Source organism: Paenibacillus sp. KACC 21273 (genome assembly GCF_028736095.1).
In the GTDB taxonomy this organism is placed as follows: Bacteria; Bacillota; Bacilli; order Paenibacillales; family Paenibacillaceae; genus Saccharibacillus; species Saccharibacillus kyungheensis.
Genome location: NZ_CP117876.1, coordinates 3855342 through 3873561 on the forward strand (window position 1 = coordinate 3855342; position 18220 = coordinate 3873561).

General features: G+C 39.0%; 16 protein-coding genes. 2 read left to right on the top strand and 14 right to left on the bottom strand.

The window, feature by feature from the left end; translation table 11 throughout:
- Nucleotides 1–23 precede the first annotated feature (23 nt).
- From PQ460_RS16910 to PQ460_RS16950, 9 genes are all read right to left on the bottom strand, one after another.
- Nucleotides 24–1535, bottom strand: coding sequence for a sensor histidine kinase (locus PQ460_RS16910; protein WP_274170533.1), 1512 nt, complete (start codon nucleotides 1533–1535; stop codon nucleotides 24–26).
- Between the two features lie 20 nt (nucleotides 1536–1555).
- Nucleotides 1556–2245 carry a response regulator transcription factor gene (locus PQ460_RS16915; protein ID WP_273615458.1) on the bottom strand — a complete coding sequence of 230 codons (690 nt, stop codon included), beginning with the start codon at nucleotides 2243–2245 and terminating at the stop codon, nucleotides 1556–1558.
- A gap of 204 nt (nucleotides 2246–2449) precedes the next feature.
- A complete protein-coding gene (locus PQ460_RS16920) occupies nucleotides 2450–4105 on the bottom strand; it encodes a S1C family serine protease (RefSeq protein WP_274170534.1) in 1656 nt (551 codons plus the stop codon).
- A gap of 187 nt (nucleotides 4106–4292) precedes the next feature.
- Nucleotides 4293–4952, bottom strand: coding sequence for a response regulator (locus PQ460_RS16925; protein ID WP_274170535.1), 660 nt, complete (start codon nucleotides 4950–4952; stop codon nucleotides 4293–4295).
- Complete coding sequence (locus tag PQ460_RS16930) at nucleotides 4921–5991, bottom strand: sensor histidine kinase (protein ID WP_273615455.1); 1071 nt, start codon at nucleotides 5989–5991, stop codon at nucleotides 4921–4923. Before PQ460_RS16930 ends, PQ460_RS16925 begins: the two co-directional genes overlap by 32 nt.
- A 3-nt stretch (nucleotides 5992–5994) precedes the next feature.
- Nucleotides 5995–7083 carry a cell wall-active antibiotics response protein LiaF gene (gene liaF / locus PQ460_RS16935; RefSeq protein WP_274170536.1) on the bottom strand — a complete coding sequence of 363 codons (1089 nt, stop codon included), beginning with the start codon at nucleotides 7081–7083 and terminating at the stop codon, nucleotides 5995–5997.
- A gap of 188 nt (nucleotides 7084–7271) precedes the next feature.
- The gene (gene thrS, locus PQ460_RS16940) at nucleotides 7272–9212 is read right to left on the bottom strand and encodes a threonine--tRNA ligase (protein WP_273615453.1); all 1941 of its coding nucleotides are present in this window, start codon (nucleotides 9210–9212) and stop codon (nucleotides 7272–7274) included.
- 432 nt (nucleotides 9213–9644) lie between these two features.
- Entirely contained in the window at nucleotides 9645–10190 is a 546-nt protein-coding gene (gene yfcE, locus PQ460_RS16945) for a phosphodiesterase (RefSeq protein ID WP_273615452.1), read from the bottom strand.
- Nucleotides 10191–10324: 134 nt separating this feature from the next.
- A complete protein-coding gene (locus tag PQ460_RS16950) occupies nucleotides 10325–11245 on the bottom strand; it encodes a LysR family transcriptional regulator (RefSeq protein WP_337993937.1) in 921 nt (306 codons plus the stop codon).
- 108 nt (nucleotides 11246–11353) lie between these two features.
- Between PQ460_RS16950 and PQ460_RS16955 the strand changes: the two genes are divergently transcribed.
- On the top strand, nucleotides 11354–11686 hold the full coding sequence (locus tag PQ460_RS16955; protein ID WP_273615451.1) for an antibiotic biosynthesis monooxygenase family protein: 333 nt from the start codon (nucleotides 11354–11356) through the stop codon (nucleotides 11684–11686).
- 193 nt (nucleotides 11687–11879) lie between these two features.
- Complete coding sequence (locus PQ460_RS16960; protein WP_274170537.1) at nucleotides 11880–12848, top strand: NAD(P)H-dependent flavin oxidoreductase; 969 nt, start codon at nucleotides 11880–11882, stop codon at nucleotides 12846–12848.
- Between the two features lie 115 nt (nucleotides 12849–12963).
- Here PQ460_RS16960 and mqnC read toward each other — a convergent pair whose 3' ends face one another.
- The 5 genes from mqnC to metA form a co-directional block, all read right to left on the bottom strand.
- Nucleotides 12964–14100 carry a cyclic dehypoxanthinyl futalosine synthase gene (gene mqnC, locus PQ460_RS16965; RefSeq protein WP_204825060.1) on the bottom strand — a complete coding sequence of 379 codons (1137 nt, stop codon included), beginning with the start codon at nucleotides 14098–14100 and terminating at the stop codon, nucleotides 12964–12966.
- A 477-nt stretch (nucleotides 14101–14577) separates the two neighbouring features.
- Nucleotides 14578–14664: a putative holin-like toxin gene (locus PQ460_RS16970; RefSeq protein ID WP_273616264.1), complete on the bottom strand. Its 87-nt coding sequence runs from the start codon at nucleotides 14662–14664 to the stop codon at nucleotides 14578–14580.
- 98 nt (nucleotides 14665–14762) lie between these two features.
- A complete protein-coding gene (locus PQ460_RS16975) occupies nucleotides 14763–15929 on the bottom strand; it encodes a trans-sulfuration enzyme family protein (RefSeq protein WP_273615449.1) in 1167 nt (388 codons plus the stop codon).
- Nucleotides 15930–15935: 6 nt separating this feature from the next.
- Nucleotides 15936–17126, bottom strand: coding sequence for an aminotransferase class I/II-fold pyridoxal phosphate-dependent enzyme (locus PQ460_RS16980; protein ID WP_274170538.1), 1191 nt, complete (start codon nucleotides 17124–17126; stop codon nucleotides 15936–15938).
- A 47-nt stretch (nucleotides 17127–17173) separates the two neighbouring features.
- Nucleotides 17174–18115, bottom strand: coding sequence for a homoserine O-acetyltransferase MetA (gene metA / locus PQ460_RS16985; RefSeq protein WP_273615447.1), 942 nt, complete (start codon nucleotides 18113–18115; stop codon nucleotides 17174–17176).
- Nucleotides 18116–18220: the final 105 nt, after the last annotated feature.

Genomic DNA, 18220 nt, shown 5'->3' on the forward strand with positions numbered 1-18220 from the left:
GACTATTGTTTGCTACTTGTTGTCTATTCTGGTTTTTTGGTATCAGAAATCTCGTTTTCAGGTTCGGCTTCAAATACAGGATCGATTTTATTTTCGACCGGTACAGCCGCTAATGGAAGCCAGATTACAAATGTTGTTCCTTTGCCTTTAGCGGTAACTACTTCTACAGAACCTGCATGCTCATCGATAATCCATTTGGCTATCGATAATCCCAAGCCTGTACCCGGCGTTACACCGCGCGATTCATCGGCTCGATAAAATCGCTCAAAAATATGAGGTACTTCTTCTTGATCCATACCGATCCCTGTATCACTGATTCGAATCCCAATCTGATTTTGATACAATACGGTATCTAGAGATACTGTACCCTCTTTGGTATATTTAAAAGCATTCTCAATAAAAATAAACAACATTTGTTGTAGATAATCTTTGTTACCATAAATATGATAGTCGTCTAACGCCACAGTATTGGCTGGTTGCCATGTTGCTTTGTGCGGGATAAATTGGGCACGTCTCATCACATCATCCAGAAGAGCACCCGCAGGCAAGCTCTCCATCACGATCGTCTGCCCTGCATCGGCGCGAGCTAACGAAAGCATATCATTAACCAGGCGACTCATTCGTTTGGATTCATCTGCAATATCGTTAATCGATTCCATCGACAATTGCTTCAGACTTTCTTCATCTAAATGAGGAGCTTCATGAGGTTTTTTGTTCCAAGCTTTTTGCAATAAATCGACATTACCACGAATGGTGGTCAGTGGAGTACGTAATTCATGCGAAGCATCAGATACAAAGCGACGCTGAGCAGCATAGGCTTCTGCTAGGTCTTTATAAAATACTTCGGTTCTGCCTAACATTCCATTAACCGTACTAATCAACTGCCCGATTTCATCATGAGGTCCATCGTAATCGATTCGTACACTAAGATCTTTTCCTTTTTGGATCTGACTCGCCGCATCAATAACCTTTTCGATAGGAGCCATAGATTTGCGCGCTAGAAATAAACCTAATGTAAACGCAATAAATAATGTAGCTAATGATCCTACAATCAAAGTCACACGAAGATCATCAAATAACTGGCGAGCATCGGTCATATCTGCTGCTACTATGATGACACCCACTATAGTTATATGATTATTAATCTGACCGGGTATCCCATCATAAGCAACCAAATAAGTACGATCATTATATTGAATTTGTTTTAATTCATTAGGTATTTTATTCGCAGGAGGTGCTTGTAGAAAAGAGCCATTAATGTTGTTATTAATCCCATTAACATAATTTTTAATTTTCACTCGAAAACCAGCATTTGTTAAACGATCATGATCTTTCGGTGATAAAAAAATATCGACTTGCTTATCATTTAAGGTAACCACAGTCGTGTCTGTTTTGCTAATCTGATCGATCAGACGATTCTGCAAATCTTGATACGTATTAAAATAAACAAATCCATAAATCGCTATACTAAAAAGCATCAAAGTCACTGCCAGTATCCCCGAATACCATACCGTCAGTCTTAAACGTATTGACATACTGTCAGCTCCTTCATTCTCTAGCTGTTATTTCTTAAAATATAGCCAGCACCGCGGATCGTCTGAATCAGACGTTTGCCACCATGTTCTTCTGTTTTTTGACGAAGCATCGCAATATATACTTCAAGTACGTTTGATTCTCCGCTATAGTCATAACCCCAGATTTTATCCATAATCAAATCTCTTGATAAGACACGTTTCGGATTTTGCATAAATAAATGTAACAATTCAAATTCTTTCGCTGTTAATTCGAGTCTTTGCCCATCTCGTGTGACTTCACGCGCATCAGGATCTATCGTTAAGTCTTCAAATGCTAGACGTGTACTTGTAGAAGCTTCGGATTCAGGTTTGCGTCGTAACAATGCTCTAACCCGTGCCAACATTTCTTCTAGCGCAAATGGTTTGACAAGATAATCGTCTGCTCCAGCATCCAAGCCTTTTACACGGTTCTCTACTTCATCTTTTGCTGTTAACATCAAAATAGGCACAGAACTACCAGCTTCACGTACACGACGACAGACTTCAAATCCATCCACCTGTGGCATCATCACATCTAATACCATTAGTGCAGGATCATTTTCTAGCATCTGTTTTAATCCTTCTGCTCCATTAGAAGCAGTCAATACTTCATATCCTTCAAACGCTAATCCACGACGTAACATCGAAATAATTTTTTCATCATCATCAATAATTAAAATAGTTGCTCTCATCGGTCTTACCCCTTTACTATGTCTTTTTTAGTAAACATTATGATTGTTATTTCTTCTATTGTAACAATGAATAGTTATTTGTCGATACAGTCATAAGAAAGGCGGAAAGGTATGCCCTTTCCGCCTTTCTGTATCACTTATGATCTTGTAGTTGATCTATCATATACTCAGTACAACTAAGCATACTCATTTCGTAACTTTCTATTATTGACCTGTACCGCCTGTACTTGGAGAAGTCGTATCAAAGTCATTGCGATTACCAATCGTTACTTTAAGATCCATCGTTTTGCCATTACGAATCACATTCAGTGTAGCCGAATCGCCAACTTTTAGTTTTTGAATAGCTGCGACTAGATCCTGACTGTTTGTATATTTTGTACCGTTGATTCCTGTAATTACGTCATAAGAACGTAGATCAGCTTGATAAGCAGGAGATCTGTACAATACTTCTGTAACTACAGAACCTTCTGTAGTATCAATACCCAACTGTTTGGATACTTCAGCTGTCAATGACATAAGAGAAGCACCGATAAATGGAACAGGTGTTGTTGGGATTTTCTCACCTTTTTTCAGTTGATCCACTACATTTAAAATCACATTAGAAGGAATCGCAAATCCAATCCCTTGTGCATCTTCACTAACCGCTGTATTCATACCGATAACTTGTCCATTCATATTAAGCAATGGACCACCGGAGTTACCAGGGTTGATAGAAGCATCAGTTTGCAATAAATGAGTGTAATCTGTAGATTGTCCATTGGATGCATCAGATGCTGTAATGCTACGTTCTTTAGCACTTAACACCCCTGCTGTTACAGTATGGTCAAATCCTTGAGGATTACCGATCGCTACTAACCAGCTTCCGATCGCCACATTATCAGAGTTACCTAGAGTCACAGATGGGAACGTTTCTCCAGATTTAGGTTCGATTTTTAGTACAGCAAGGTCAAGATCTGTACTTTTACCCATTAATTTAGCAGTGTACGGTGTTTTGTTGTTTTCAAGAGTTACTTGAATTACATCTGCTTCACCGACTACATGCGCATTCGTTAAAATATATCCAGATTTATCAAAAATAAATCCAGATCCAATACCGAGTGGAGTAAGAGAACCGGAAGAACCGCCACTGCTATCTCCGCCATTGCCTCCACCTTCATTACTCCCTCCGCCTTGATCACCGAAGAAGAAACGATAAGCTGGATCATTGTAAGGATTGTTTCCGCCGCTAGCTGCACCGGATTTGGACAACGTTTCAATTTTTACAACAGCAGGGCTGGCACTTTTTGCTACTTCAGCTACATCTGCTGATCCAGCAGGCAATGCTGCTTGCGTTACAGAATTATCTGTTGTAACAGCAGAAGCAGGAGCGATATTGGTTGTCGTGGTTGATTCTGACTCTGGGGTAAATAGATTAGCACGATCTGCACCAAACATCCCTGCTGTCATAATCAACATCCCTGCTAATATAGAAGCAATAACTGTTTTGGCAGAAGTTTTAGGTCTGTTGTATTGAAATTGACTGGTTTTGCGGTTGCCATTGTTATCATCATGATTTCCATTTAGAGAATCAATATGATCTGTACGTGGCGGTGGAGTTGCATTCGTTGGATACACTGGACGACTAGATTGCGATGGAGTCATTTCCATTTTTCTAGTTTCCTGAGCAGGTTCTTGTCGAACTTCCTCTCCATCTTTATCTTTGCTTAGTGATTGGAAAGGACCATATGAGTAATAATGCGATTGGTCTGATGAAGAATCATTATTTGAGTTCGATTCATTGGTATTACGGTTTGCTGTATCATTGTTTTGGCCATCAGGATTGAAGCCATTATTCAAATCATTTTTGTTCTTTTCGTCCATTGAAGTCAACCTCCCAAGGTTCCCATGATATTAAAATAACCGGATGTGTTATTTGCTACATCCTTATATTCGCTTATTAACCTTAATCTCACCTTAAAAACAATTAAAAAGAAAATAAATCCTAGATGAGTAAGTTAATATACCATAAGTTTAGGAAATGTTATCAATTTTTGTATATGTGAGTACACTAATGTTGACTGACCCAACCTTTGCGATGAGCATAAATAGCCAGTTGCGTCCGATCCTCTAATTCGCATTTCATCAACAAATTACTGACATGTGTTTTGACTGTTTTGATACTTATATGTAATTCTTCAGCAATTTCTTTGTTACTCATGCCTTCTGCAATCAACATCAAAACTTCACGTTCACGAACGGTCAATTGAGAAGCTTCATTTTGTACAGTACTGCGTTGACGAATTCCTCTAGTAAGCGCTTGAGAAATATCACCGGTCATCACAGGCATACCCCGGCTTGCTCCTTGCAGTGCATAGATTAATTCTTCAGCAGATACTGTTTTTAAAATATAACTGACCGCCCCTGCTTCAATCGCTTCTACCACCAGCTCGTCTTCCAAAAAGCTAGTTAAGATCACAATTTTCATCTGTGGATAATTCTCTAATACCAGACGGGTAGCTTCAACACCGTTCATGACAGGCATCATCATATCCATCAAAATTAAATCAGGCATCTCGTGTTCATTACTTTGTTCTAACCAATCAAGCACTTCTCTACCGTTAGCCGCTTCGGCAATAATATGAAATTGCTCTTCTAGCATTAGATATGTTTTGAGACCCATTCGCACCATATCATGATCATCCGCTAACAGAATTTTTATTTTCTCCATCATGATTCTCCTCTTCTTCATGAATATCGAATTTGGGAATATGGATACGTATTGTTGTTCCAGCACCAGGTCGACTAATCACTTCTGCTTGTCCGCCTAACTTTTCAGCTCGTTCTGACATAATCGTTAATCCATACGACCCTTGCTTATGCATCGAGCTATTGAATCCTTTACCATCATCGCTAATATGCAGAGCTACATGATGGCGATCTTCTTGTAAAGACAGACTTACAATCGTGGCATCTGCATGTTTGATAATATTAGCAAGCGCTTCTTGTACAATAAGAAAAAGCTGACGTTCTTTTGCTTCCGTCAGTCGCCCTGTCAATTCAATATCTTGCATTCCTTTAAGCCCATTGTGACGACAATAATCTGGAAACCAGAATTCTAATGCTTCTGCTAAAGAACGTCCTTCCAGTTCTAAAGGTCGAAGTTGTGTAATCAATGCTCGCATTTGTTTTTGCGCTAATTGCGACATTTGAATCACTTGATCCATAACGATTTTGGCTTGTTGTTCATTTTTTTCTAACATTTTCGGTAACGATGAAGCAGACATATGAATAGCAAATAATTGCTGACTGACTGAATCATGTAGATCACGAGCCATCCGTCGTCGTTCTTCCAATACCGCTCGTTCGGTCTCAATCGCGCGCTCCATGACTTCTTTTTCACCCAATTGCTGTAAAATTCGCATTTTTCGTTCAACTGTACTCATCATCGTATTGAACTGTTCATGCACCCGGTTAAATGATTCATCTTCTGTAGGTTCCATTCGTATACTAAAATTTCCTTTACCTACTTGAGCCATTTTTAAATGAACATAATCAATCCGGCGCTGAACACGTTGACCTGCTATATAACCTGCTGCCATACAGATCAGAATAATACCTGCAATATAATAGTACCAAACATAGGGTACACTGAGTATAATGTACCCTTGTCTGATCGCTAGAAAAATAATAATAACGGTCAATAATCCACCTGTTGTGAAAAAGCCGATTAATTCCCATTTGATATTTTTAAACCATTTTGTTCGCATCCATTAACCCACCCGACTAATCTGAATATCACCGATAAAAGCATTGACTACAAGTTCTATTTGCTTGCCTGCTTCTTCATATCCGATCGTTTCACCATCCATATGACTCATCATACCTTCGCGCTCACGTCCAAGAATATTCATATCACCGATAAATGAATTGCCTTGCGCTTTGATGCCTACTTCAATTCCACTTGGAATATAGACTTTCACATCACCGATAAAAGCAGAAATTTCGATACGGGTTACACCATAAGCAATCTGTGCTTTGGTTAAGTCTAACATGGTATCACCAATAAAATGAGAAATATTCATCGGTTTGAGTTCAAAATAATCTTTACCAATATGCACATCACCGATAAAACCAGATTTGGTTTCTACTGAAGGATCATAATCGTAATCATAATCATAACCGCATTTTTTGCGATGATGCTTTTTCCAGTCATGACGATGCTGTTTCCATTGTTCACGATGTGCATCTTTATTTTGATTTTTGTAATAAGAACGAATATCTTCTTTATTTAAATTAATTTTGGTACGAAACGATTGCTGATCTGTACCATACGTAGAACGTGGCGATTCCGAAGATGACGAAGAACGCTCTACAAATTCTTTAGTGTAATCTGTTGAATGCACCGGTTTGCCTTTACGCTCCATTTCTTGTTCAAACCAATCATCTAATGGAGATGCAGGCGGTGGTGGTGGCGGAGCAGAATAATCTTCATTCAATGGTGGTTGTTGTTTAGAAGACTTTTTCGGTTGACGTCGATTGAAGATCAAATGCAATCCACCTAATACCAGTAGCAATGGCATCATCATTTTGACTGCATCGATTAACGAATAATCAATCATCCCTATATTTCTACCTAAAAAGTAAACACCTAGAACGGTCATAATCCAACCACCGATATCACGTTTACATTTAAAAAGTAATTCGTTTAATCCTATTTCTAATAAAATCAGCGGCCATAACAATGAAATCACATCGCCGATGCCCCAATCGATCAAATTCATTCTATTTAACATAAATACGACGCCAATTCCGATTAAGCCTATACCCCAGAATGTTTTGCGGAATAAATGTCTATTCATTCTCGTTCCTCGCTTTCTGTACTTCTATATATGTAGTGTACTCATAATTAGAACAGAACAATAGTGGCATCAGAATGAACTTCGTATCCGTCTATAGACGGAGAAAAGCCCTAATCAGTAAATCATACCTGAATTAGGGCTAGTGTAACAGCTTATAAATGATAACGAAATAGTTAGCTATACGTTATTTAAAAAATAGTACGATCTGCGATTTGATCACGTAACATTTTGATCGTTTCTTCGACAGACATCATACCGATATCGCCTTCGCCGCGTTTACGAACAGACACCGAATCAGCGTTCATTTCGTTCTCACCGACAACGAACATATACGGAATTTTTTCCAATTGTGCTTCACGAATTTTGTAACCTAATTTCTCGTTACGTAGATCGGATTCTACCGTTACTCCGCTACGACGAAGATCGTCTTCTACTTTGCGGGCATATTCTTCAAATGCACCGGATACTGGAATGACTTTAGCTTGTACAGGAGCCAACCATAATGGCAATGCACCAACAAAGTTTTCCAATAAAAATGCTGTAAAGCGTTCCATTGTACCCAAAATACCACGGTGAATAACAACCGGACGATGTTTTTGTCCATCTTCGCCGATATATTCTAATTCAAAGCGCTCTGGCAATAAGAAGTCCAATTGTACAGTAGACAATGTTTCTTCTTTACCTAATGCTGTACGAATCTGTACGTCTAGCTTCGGACCGTAGAATGCTGCTTCGCCTTCTGCTTCATAGAAAGGCATATCCAGACCTTCAACAACTTCACGTAACATGCGTTGCGAATTTTCCCACATTTCATCGTTAGGGAAATATTTCTCTGTATCTGCAGGATCACGATAAGACAGACGGAAGCGGTAATCGGTAATACCGAAATCTTTGTATACTTCCATAATCAATTCGATAACACGTGCAAATTCTTGCTTGATCTGATCTGGACGTACGAATAAGTGAGCATCATTTAGCGTCATCGCACGTACACGATGTAGACCTGTTAATGCACCCGACATTTCGTAGCGATGTTGCATACCCAATTCTGCAATACGAATCGGCAGATCACGATAGCTACGTAGATCACTTTTATACACCATCATATGATGCGGACAGTTCATTGGACGAAGCACTAATTCTTCATTATCCAATACCATTTTCGGGAACATATCATCCTGGTAATGTTCCCAGTGACCAGATGTTTTGTACAAATCTACGTTACCTAATACTGGTGTGTATACATGGCTATAACCCAATTTTTCTTCCAAATCTACGATATAGCGTTCCAATGTACGACGCAATTTTGCACCATTTGGCAACCAGATCGGTAGACCTTGACCGACAAGTGGAGAAAATGTAAACACTTGTAGTTCTTTACCTAACTTACGGTGATCACGTTTTTTAGCTTCTTCTAAGAAATGAAGATGTTGCTCTAGTTCTGGCTTTTTGTTAAAAGCTGTTCCGTAGATACGTTGCAACATTTTGTTTTTGCTATCTCCGCGCCAGTAAGCACCTGCTACACTTAGCAATTTAAATACTTTTAATTTAGAAGTAGATGGTACATGTGGTCCACGACATAAATCAAAAAACTCGCCTTGATCATAAATTGTGATTACACTATCTTCTGGCAAAGCTTCGATCAATTCGATCTTGTACGGATCTTCCAGTTCACGGAAAATGTTAAGTGCTTCTTCACGACTCACTTCACGACGTGTAATCGGTAGATTTTCAGAAACAATACGTTCCATTTCTTTTTCAATCTTTTGCAAATCTTCTGGATTCAAAGGATGTTCCAAATCCATATCATAATAGAAACCATCTTCAATCACAGGGCCGATTCCCAATTTTACTTCATTTTGACCAAATAAACGTTTTACAGCTTGTGCAAGTAAATGCGCTGTACTATGACGAATCACTTCTACGCCTTCCGCGCTATCAGGAGTAACAATTTCGACTAATGCTTTGTCATGGAGTGGTGTATTTAAGTCGACTACGATACCATCCAATTTCCCTGCTACTGCACTTTTGAACAAACTTTTACTGATTGAATTGGCTACATCTCCAATTGTACTGCCTGCTTCATACTCACGGACAGAACCGTCCGGTAAGCTAATCTGAATCGCCATATTATTTCCTCCTTAGTAATATACATCTATTGGTGTATCTGCATGCACTGTTATCAACTGTTTTATTCGTAATTATTACAATTAAAAACAGCAAAAAGCACCCATCCCGCAAGGGACGAGTGCTGTGTATGTACCCGTGGTTCCACCCTGATTCGATCTGTTCGTAGAATAAGCTTCTTTTTGGCAGATCCTTCATTCGACATCTGATAACGGGGATGATCCGATAAAATATAATACCGAAACGACATACAGATTCGGATTCAACTTTATAGCTCTAAAGGGGTAAGATTATAGCTGTCACAGGAAGGAATTGCAGCGTCTTACTTTCCTTCTCTCTGTACAGGACTATCACTATAACTCATATCTTTATCGATGCTTTGTCCATTTAGATGATACATTGCTTCATCATTATAAAAGTGTATCGGTCAAGCGTCAAGAGAATGAGATCGATTTGATCATATTGTCATCAAAGTCTTTCACTGTAAATGTACCATGTTCCAAAATACCGTATGAATTAGGATAGTCTTCTTTCGGTAAAGCGACAGAACCTGGATTAAGCACATAGATATGGTCTTGCAGATCAGCTACAGGTACATGAGTATGCCCTTGAATAAATACATCTCCTGGTTGTAACAACGGTAGATTATCAATACTGTATCCATGACCATGCGTAACATAGATGCGCATCCCTTCATGATACAACATGATATAGTCTGCCATCATCGGAAATTCAAGTAACATTTGATCCACTTCAGAATCACAATTTCCTCGTACAGCGATAATTTTGTTTTTATATAAATTTAATGTATTCGCGACTTCAGACGGATTATATTCTTCCGGTAATGGATTACGTGGGCCATGATACATATAATCCCCTAAAAAAATCAATTGATCCGGTTGCTCAATCTCAGCTTTTTCCAACACTCGTCTTAACCAGTGCAACGATCCATGTATATCAGAAATAAACATTAATTTCATAACATCTAAAGCTCCTTCAACAAATAGGTTATTCTAGCTTTTATGCCAGTGAAAAAAGATGTGCTAACGTAAATGCACTTATATATTATATCACTAACTTCGATATAACCCTATTATCAACCTAACAGCTGTTATTACAGTAATTGATTGGATATAGCCACATCAGCTATCGGGTACTGATCTACAAAAGATTGAATACAGTCGATAAATTTCTGTGCCGCAGGTGACATCGTTTTGAACGAAGTTGCAGCAATTCCAATCGTTCGATGATGTGCTCCAGCCAGTGGTCGCAAACACAAATCTTCTGTATACATGGAGTGCAAAATCATTTCAGGTAACATACTAATGCCCAGACCATGCTTCACCATCGCTATAATGGCATGATCATCTTCTAACCGATATTTGATTGTCGGAGTCATATGGGCTTGATTCCAAATCATTTGTACATCGGTATCACAACCTGCTACTGGCATCACAAACGGTTCATCTACAATCTGCTCAAGCTCAATATAATCGTATTGGTGCAAAGGATGATGTGCAGGTAATACACATAACATTTGATCTTGATACAAAGGAATAGATTGTAGTGTTGAAGATACCGGTAAGTTCACAAATCCCAAATCTGCATGACCTTCCACAATCCAATTCTCTATCTCATCATAATTACCATCTAGTAATTGAATATCAATATGAGGATACTGTTCTTGAAATTGTTGCATAATCTGTGGCAACCACTGAATCGATACACTTGAAAATGTGCCTAAAGTGACTGTACCTGTCTCTAATCCTTTAATAGCATCGACTTCGATCAGCAGTTGATCATTGATTTGCAACAGTTCGTTTATCTTTTTCAATATTCGTTCTCCACTATCCGTCAGACGAATCCCTGATCGATTACGAATTAACAATTTCAATCCCAATTCATTTTCCAATCCAGATATCGCGTGGCTTACCGCAGATTGAGTAAGATTAAGCGATTGTGCTGTTTTGGTCAGACTTCCTAACTTCACGACTGTACTAAAAATCTGATATTTATGAAGATGTATACGATCCACCTCTTTTATACTTGAAAATAATTCATACTTATTATTATAAACATTCATTTTATTTATGCGAATAGGCTAGATATACTTAACTCAAAGTGAAGTGAAAGGATGACGAATATGAATCTATTATCCAATCGTTTTGAAGTACCTTATTATGCAGTGATTTTCACCAGCCAACGAACGACAGGTGATCAAGGGTATGGGCAAATGGCAGATCAGATGGAATCGATGGGACGAGATCAAGCCGGATTTCTAGGAATCGAAAGTTATCGTGAATCTTCAGGAGCAGGTGTGACGATCTCTTATTGGAAAACACTTGAAGATATTCGTCATTGGAAAAGTAATCCTGCTCATCAGATTGCTCAAGATAAAGGAAAACAAACATGGTATCAATCGTATTCGGTGAAAATATGCAAAGTAGAACGTGCTTACGATTTTGAAAATATGTAAGAATATTCTCCTTCCTATCTAAAAGTACAAAATGATGTACTATGTTCATTAAAATTGCCTTCTTTGCAAATAAAATGTTCAAACGTATGATGGTTTTGGAACCACTCTATCGACTAGAGTGGACTAATTACACTTCATAGTAATGCATAGCTATACGTTATGTACTATTTGATAAGATGGAAGGATGAATATAATGAGTAATCGGGTAGCCAATATTCTTGGAATTGAAAAGCCTATTATACAAGGCCCTATGAGCTGGATTACAAATGCTGAATTTGTAGCGGCTGTCAGTAACGCAGGAGGTTTGGGGATTCTTGGTCCTAATGCCGGTCAAACGACTGTTACTGTTTCGCCAGAGGAAACCGCAGAACGGATGCGCCGTGAGATTCGCAAAACTAAAGCACTCACAGATAAGCCATTTGGAACAACTGTTATTGTGGATGGCGATTTGAAATACACCTGGCCTATTTTGGAAATTATTATTGAAGAAGATGTCAAAACGGTTCTTCTGAATGGGGCTGAAGGAACACTTACAGAAAAGATTGTAATTCCTCTAAAAGAAGCGAATATTAAAATTATTTATCGTCCTTTGAATCCAACTTTAGAAGATGCCAGAGCTGCTCAAGCTATGGGTGTAGATATCTATGTCGTAACAGGATTCGATGAAGGTGGTACTTTACCAACAAGTATTATTGGTACATTTACAATCACGCCTATGATTGTCGATGTACTAGATATTCCAGTCGTCTCTGCTGGTGGAATTGGTGATGCTCGCGGGGTTGCAAGTGCTTTTGCTTTAGGGGCAGAAGGTGTCTTTTTGGGAAGTCGGTTTATTCCTACGTTTGAAAATCCAGCAGCAGAATCGGTTAAGCAAAAAATCGTAGATGCTTCTGCTTCTGATTTGTTGTTGTACCGCACTTTGCCTGCTTATTATCGTTCACTCCCTACACCACTTGTTGAGAAATTAGTAGACATGGATCAACAAGGAGCATCTCGTGAAGAAATTGCTCAAGCTGCTGGTGGTGCTGGTGCTATACGTATCGGTATGCTTGAAGGCAACGGCGAAGGTGGTATTATCACTGTAGGAACGGGCATTACACCTATTACCAAAATCCAAACTGTACAAGAAGTCGTAGATGAATTAGCAACAGGTATCCGCTAAGCCTGTCACTTTAATAACAATATTCTATTTTCATTTTGGCATCCTAATAAGCAATAAAAAAAGCTCAACGATCATTATAAACTGATCGTTGAGCTTTTTTATGATTACATACGGATTAGTTCTGCATAATAAAGTCATGAGCGACTTTTTGCGTTTCATCGTTAAATACTTTGAGAATATTATATTTGGTATCCCGTTGAGCAGGAATTTTGCCTGCTTCACGAATAATTTGCAAGGTTTGCTCAATATTTACTTTGTGCGTTGTACCTGCCGCAGATACTACGTTTTCTTCCATCATCGTACTACCAAAGTCATCACAACCGTAATGAAGAGACATTTTACCTACTTCTGGTCCCATCGTTACCCATGAGGATTGGAAATGCTTGATATTATCAAGTACGATTCGACTGATGGCTACATTTTTTAGATATTGTTCTGGTGTTTGCTTTTCAGCTTTCATATTGGTGTTATCCGGTTGGAATGTCCACGAAATAAAAGCAAGGAAACCTTCAGAATCATAGCCATTACGGATACATTCATCTTGTGCTTCACGTACACGCAATAAATGAAGCGCACGTTCTTCCATCGATTCACCGAATCCGATAACCATTGTCGCTGTGGTGTTCATGCCTACTTTGTGAGCTGTCTGCATAACGTCCATCCAATCACGCCAAGAACCTTTCAAACGACTGATTTTACGACGAGTACGATCATCTAGAATCTCTCCACCACCACCTGGCAATGAATCAAGTCCAGCTTCATGAATTGCACGTACTGTATCTTCCAAAGACATACCAGAGATTTCTTTCATTTTCATAATCTCAGCAGGCGAGAAAGAGTGCATGGTGATATTAGGGAAATTCTTTTTAATCTTTTTCAAAAGATCGGTATAGTATTCAAAAGGAAGATTGGGATTTACTCCACCTTGCATCAAAATTTCAGTTCCGTTTACATCTTCGGTTTCCTGAATTTTTTGCAAAATGACCTCATCCGATAACACATAACCTTCTTTTGAATTCGGACTACGATAGAAAGCACAAAAACGACAAAATACGTCGCAGACATTCGTATAGTTAACATTACGCCCAATCACAAACGTTGTAATTGGATCTGGATTTTTGCGTAACATTAATTGATTGGCTACATGTCCCATTTTCTCGATCTCATCGGACTCATATAGCATAATAGTTTCTTCTAAATCTAAGCGTTCGCCCCGTTCGGCTTTTTCCAAGATACGGTTTACCGCGCTCATATTGCAGCCTCCCTTATCCTATTCAGACATCTTACTGGTGTCTGAAGGTGAATTTGAGCATTGTCCTATATATAACCCATTTAGGCACAAAATGCATATCTAAAAATTGAAATAATGACAACACATTCATCGTACCATATTTCACAAATGAAAAATAGTCGTTGACTGTGACAGGAAGGTGATATTTTGTAATAATAATTATACATATCGTATCAACTAAATGCTGATTGGATAAGGGAATTTAGCGATTTTATCATTTGAAAATAATTTATTTTCATTTTAGAATATGATGTAGTATGAGTATATACAACATTATATTGTGAATTAGATACTTGTCGCTTTTTAGATGTTTGCTATAAAAAAGCAGAAAAGATGCGTCAACATCTTTTCTGCTTGGCAACAGTCTGCTTTAAGAGCAGTCGGCAACTCAGGTGGATCTAATTTATTGAAATAGACCGAACCCTTGCTACAGGCGGTCTATTTCTTTTTGTTTTGGTTCATAGCTACTATAATCGTTACAACCAAACCCAGTATCGAAACAATAAGGATACCAAATTGGATCATTAACGTTTAATTCTACTTGTTATCATACATAAAAGAGGTATACCCTATTTTAAAAGGTATACCGCTTTTTTTCACACTTTTAATTTCTATATTCAAGACTAATCTTGCAAAGCTTGTTCCAGATCAGCAATCAGGTCATCAATATCTTCTAAGCCTACAGAAAAACGCAACAATCCATCGGTAATTCCACGTTCTTTACGTACGCCTTCACCCATAGCGGCATGAGACATTGTGGCTGGATACGATAAAATACTTTCGACTGCTCCTAGACTTACAGCCACTAAAGGCAATTGCACTCGATCCAATACTTTTTTGGCACGCTGTCCTGAACCAACATCAAAGGAAAGCACAGAACCTGCACCTGACGATTGAGCCGCATGAATGGTGGCTCCTGGATGATTGGCTAATCCCGGATAATATAATGCTGTAATATCATCACGTTGACTCAGCCAGTCTGCTAATTTGGCAGTACTTTTTTCAGAATGATTCATTCTAGCTGCAAGAGTCTTCATTCCCCGAATAAGTAACCAGCAATCTTGAGGGCCAAGTACCGTTCCCAGTCCATTTTGTAAATGCTTGAGTTGAGCACCAATCTCAGGGGTACGTGCAACCGCTAATCCTGCCAGTACATCACTATGTCCACCTAGAAATTTGGTCGCACTGTGCAACACAATATCGACGCCCATTTCGATCGGACGCTGATAATAAGGAGTCATAAACGTATTATCTACCATAGTAAGTAGATGATGTTCTTTCGCCCAAGCGGTCACTGCGCCGATATCTGTAATTTTGAGCGTTGGATTCGATGGTGTCTCCATATAGACAGCTCTTGTATTGGAACGAAGCGCATTTTTCACTTGATCCAGATCGGTCATATCTACAAAGCTAATCTCGATATTCATTCGATTCAATACAGTAGTCAGAAAACGATATGTACCACCGTACACATCTTCAGTCACGATCACATGATCACCTGCGGATAGAATCAGAAAGGCAGTAGAAATCGCCGCCATTCCTGAAGCAAAAGCATATCCTGAAGCTCCGCCTTCTAACAAAGCAATATAATCTTCTAACGCTTGACGGGTTGGATTGCCTGAACGACTATAATCATGAAGTGGTGGATTCGAGATATCTTCTTGATGAAAAGTAGACGCTTGATAGATCGGCACACTGGATGCACCTGTTGTTTTGTCGATTTCAGCACCAAAGTGAATCAGTTTGGTATCTATTTTGCGTGAAGCTTGACGATCTGAAGAATAAGTCATTATCGATCACGCTCCTTCTACTTCAAGGCGTGCTACTTCCAGCGCTTGATCAAGATCAGCGATCAGATCATCAATATGCTCAATCCCTACAGAAAAGCGCAATAGACGATCATCCACACCAATCGCTTCACGAATTTCAGTTGGAATATCTGCATGTGTCTGTACCGTTGGGTACGTCATTAACGATTCAACGCCACCTAGACTTTCAGCAAAAGCAATCAATTGAATACTACGCAAAATCGGTTCAATATAACGCGCATCTTTCACTTTAAACGAAAAGATACCTGTATTTCCGCTAGATTGGCGATTTTGGACATCATATCCCGGATGATCCGGTAGTGCAGGATAGAACACTTCTGCAATCTGCGGATGATCTACTAAATGCTTCGCCATTGCTGTAGCATTATATTCATGACGCTCCATCCGCAATGCCAATGTTTTCATTCCACGCATTAATTGATACGAATCGGTTGGGGACAATACGGCTCCGATAGAATTGTGCAGAAAAGCCATTTCAGCGGATAATTCTTCCCCTTTGGTCATAATCAATCCTGCTAACACATCATTATGTCCACCTAGATATTTGGTAGCACTGTGAATCACAATATCTGCTCCCAGTTCGATCGGACGCTGGAAAAAAGGAGTCAACAGCGTATTATCAACAATCGTCAGCAACTGATGGCTTTTTGCCCAAGTAGCTACAGCTTTGATATCGGTAACCATCATTAACGGATTAGTTGGCGTCTCGATAAATACAGCTTTGGTATTTGGTTGAACTATTTTTTCTAACGCTTCTAGATCATTGGTATCTACATAAGAAGCAGTTACTCCAAATTTGGATAAAATACGCTCCAACAGACGGTATGTGCCACCATACAGATCAAGCGATACGATCAGATGATCTCCCTGACCGAAAAGCGCAAAAATGGTCTGTAAAGCAGCCATACCGGAACTACAGGCAAATCCTGCATCTGCTGATTCTAATGCTGCCGCCGCTTGTTCTAGTACAGCGCGAGTTGGATTGGTTGTACGAATATAATCAAAGCCTGTACTTTTACCAAGAGCGGGATGACGGAAGGCAGTTGATTGATAAATCGGAAAATTAACTGCCCCTGTTACCGGTTCATTAATCGAACCGATCTGTGCCAATTTGCTTTCAATGTTAAGAGTTCGTTCGCTTGAATGATGATCCGTCATACTATAATTCCTCCTCTGAAATAACAATCGATTGGGTTGATCTCAAATTAGATACAGTAATTACCTGCTTCAGCTTTGGCACTTTCCAAATCATATGGTGTTTCTTGGTATACATAATAGTTTAGCCAGTTGGAAAATAATAAGTTGGCATGAGCACGCCATGTAGAAGGTGGTGTGCGCGATGGATCATTATTAGGAAAATAATTTTTGGGCGGTGCGACATCCATTCCTTTAGCGATATCACGTTCATATTCCCATTTCAGTGACAATGGATCATATTCAGAATGCCCTGTTACAAAAATCTGACTGCCATCTTTGGTAGCGGCTAGATATACTCCTGCTTCTTCCGATTCTGATAAAATTTCCAGTTCAGGAATCTTGGCAATATCTTCATGACGTACTTCGGTATGACGGGAATGAGGCGCAAAGTACAACTCATCAAATCCTCGTAACAATTTTACATTTTCTTTATTTAATGTATGTGGGAATACACCAAAACACTTTTCAGGCAAATCGACTTTGGGAACACCGAAATGATGGTAAAGCCCTGCTTGTGAAGCCCAACAGATATGCATGGTTGAAGTGACATTCTTTTTACTCCAATCAAAAATCCCTTGAATCTCTTCCCAATAGTTCACATCTTCAAAGTCCATTGTTTCTACAGGAGCGCCTGTCACAACCAGACCATCAAAGCGCAGATGTTTGACTTCTTCAAATGTTTTATAAAATAAGTTCAAATATTCAGTCGATGTATTTTTGGAAGTATGGGATTGTGCATGTAGCAAATAGATATCAATTTGAAGCGGGCTATTTCCGAGTAAGCGTAGTAACTGCGTTTCGGTTGTTTCTTTAGTAGGCATCAAGTTCAATATAGCAATTCGCAATGGACGAATATCCTGTTGAAATGCTTGGCTATCATCCATTACGAAAATATTTTCTCCAGTTAATACTTCTTTGGCAGGTAAGCTATCCGGAATCTTAATTGGCATGTTCGTTCACTCCTTGGATGTGTGTATTTCTTATCATTTCAGGAGAAAGGTTCATTATAAGTATATACAAAAATGACCTTTCTCCTGATACTTGAGAAAGGTCAT

Bases quoted from the DNA above. Each gene is read 5' to 3' on its own strand.
- PQ460_RS16910 (WP_274170533.1), bottom strand. From the start codon at position 1,535: ATGTCAATACGTTTAAGACTGACGGTATGGTATTCGGGGATACTGGCA.
- thrS (WP_273615453.1), bottom strand. From the start codon at position 9,212: ATGGCGATTCAGATTAGCTTACCGGACGGTTCTGTCCGTGAGTATGAA.
- PQ460_RS16955 (WP_273615451.1), top strand. From the start codon at position 11,354: ATGAATCTATTATCCAATCGTTTTGAAGTACCTTATTATGCAGTGATT.
- PQ460_RS16980 (WP_274170538.1), bottom strand. From the start codon at position 17,126: ATGACGGATCATCATTCAAGCGAACGAACTCTTAACATTGAAAGCAAA.
- metA (WP_273615447.1), bottom strand. From the start codon at position 18,115: ATGCCAATTAAGATTCCGGATAGCTTACCTGCCAAAGAAGTATTAACT.
- PQ460_RS16970 (WP_273616264.1), bottom strand. From the start codon at position 14,664: ATGATCCAATTTGGTATCCTTATTGTTTCGATACTGGGTTTGGTTGTA.
- mqnC (WP_204825060.1), bottom strand. From the start codon at position 14,100: ATGAGCGCGGTAAACCGTATCTTGGAAAAAGCCGAACGGGGCGAACGC.
- PQ460_RS16975 (WP_273615449.1), bottom strand. From the start codon at position 15,929: ATGACTTATTCTTCAGATCGTCAAGCTTCACGCAAAATAGATACCAAA.
- PQ460_RS16925 (WP_274170535.1), bottom strand. From the start codon at position 4,952: ATGGAGAAAATAAAAATTCTGTTAGCGGATGATCATGATATGGTGCGA.
- liaF (WP_274170536.1), bottom strand. From the start codon at position 7,083: ATGAATAGACATTTATTCCGCAAAACATTCTGGGGTATAGGCTTAATC.
- PQ460_RS16920 (WP_274170534.1), bottom strand. From the start codon at position 4,105: ATGGACGAAAAGAACAAAAATGATTTGAATAATGGCTTCAATCCTGAT.
- PQ460_RS16930 (WP_273615455.1), bottom strand. From the start codon at position 5,991: ATGCGAACAAAATGGTTTAAAAATATCAAATGGGAATTAATCGGCTTT.
- PQ460_RS16915 (WP_273615458.1), bottom strand. From the start codon at position 2,245: ATGAGAGCAACTATTTTAATTATTGATGATGATGAAAAAATTATTTCG.
- PQ460_RS16960 (WP_274170537.1), top strand. From the start codon at position 11,880: ATGAGTAATCGGGTAGCCAATATTCTTGGAATTGAAAAGCCTATTATA.
- yfcE (WP_273615452.1), bottom strand. From the start codon at position 10,190: ATGAAATTAATGTTTATTTCTGATATACATGGATCGTTGCACTGGTTA.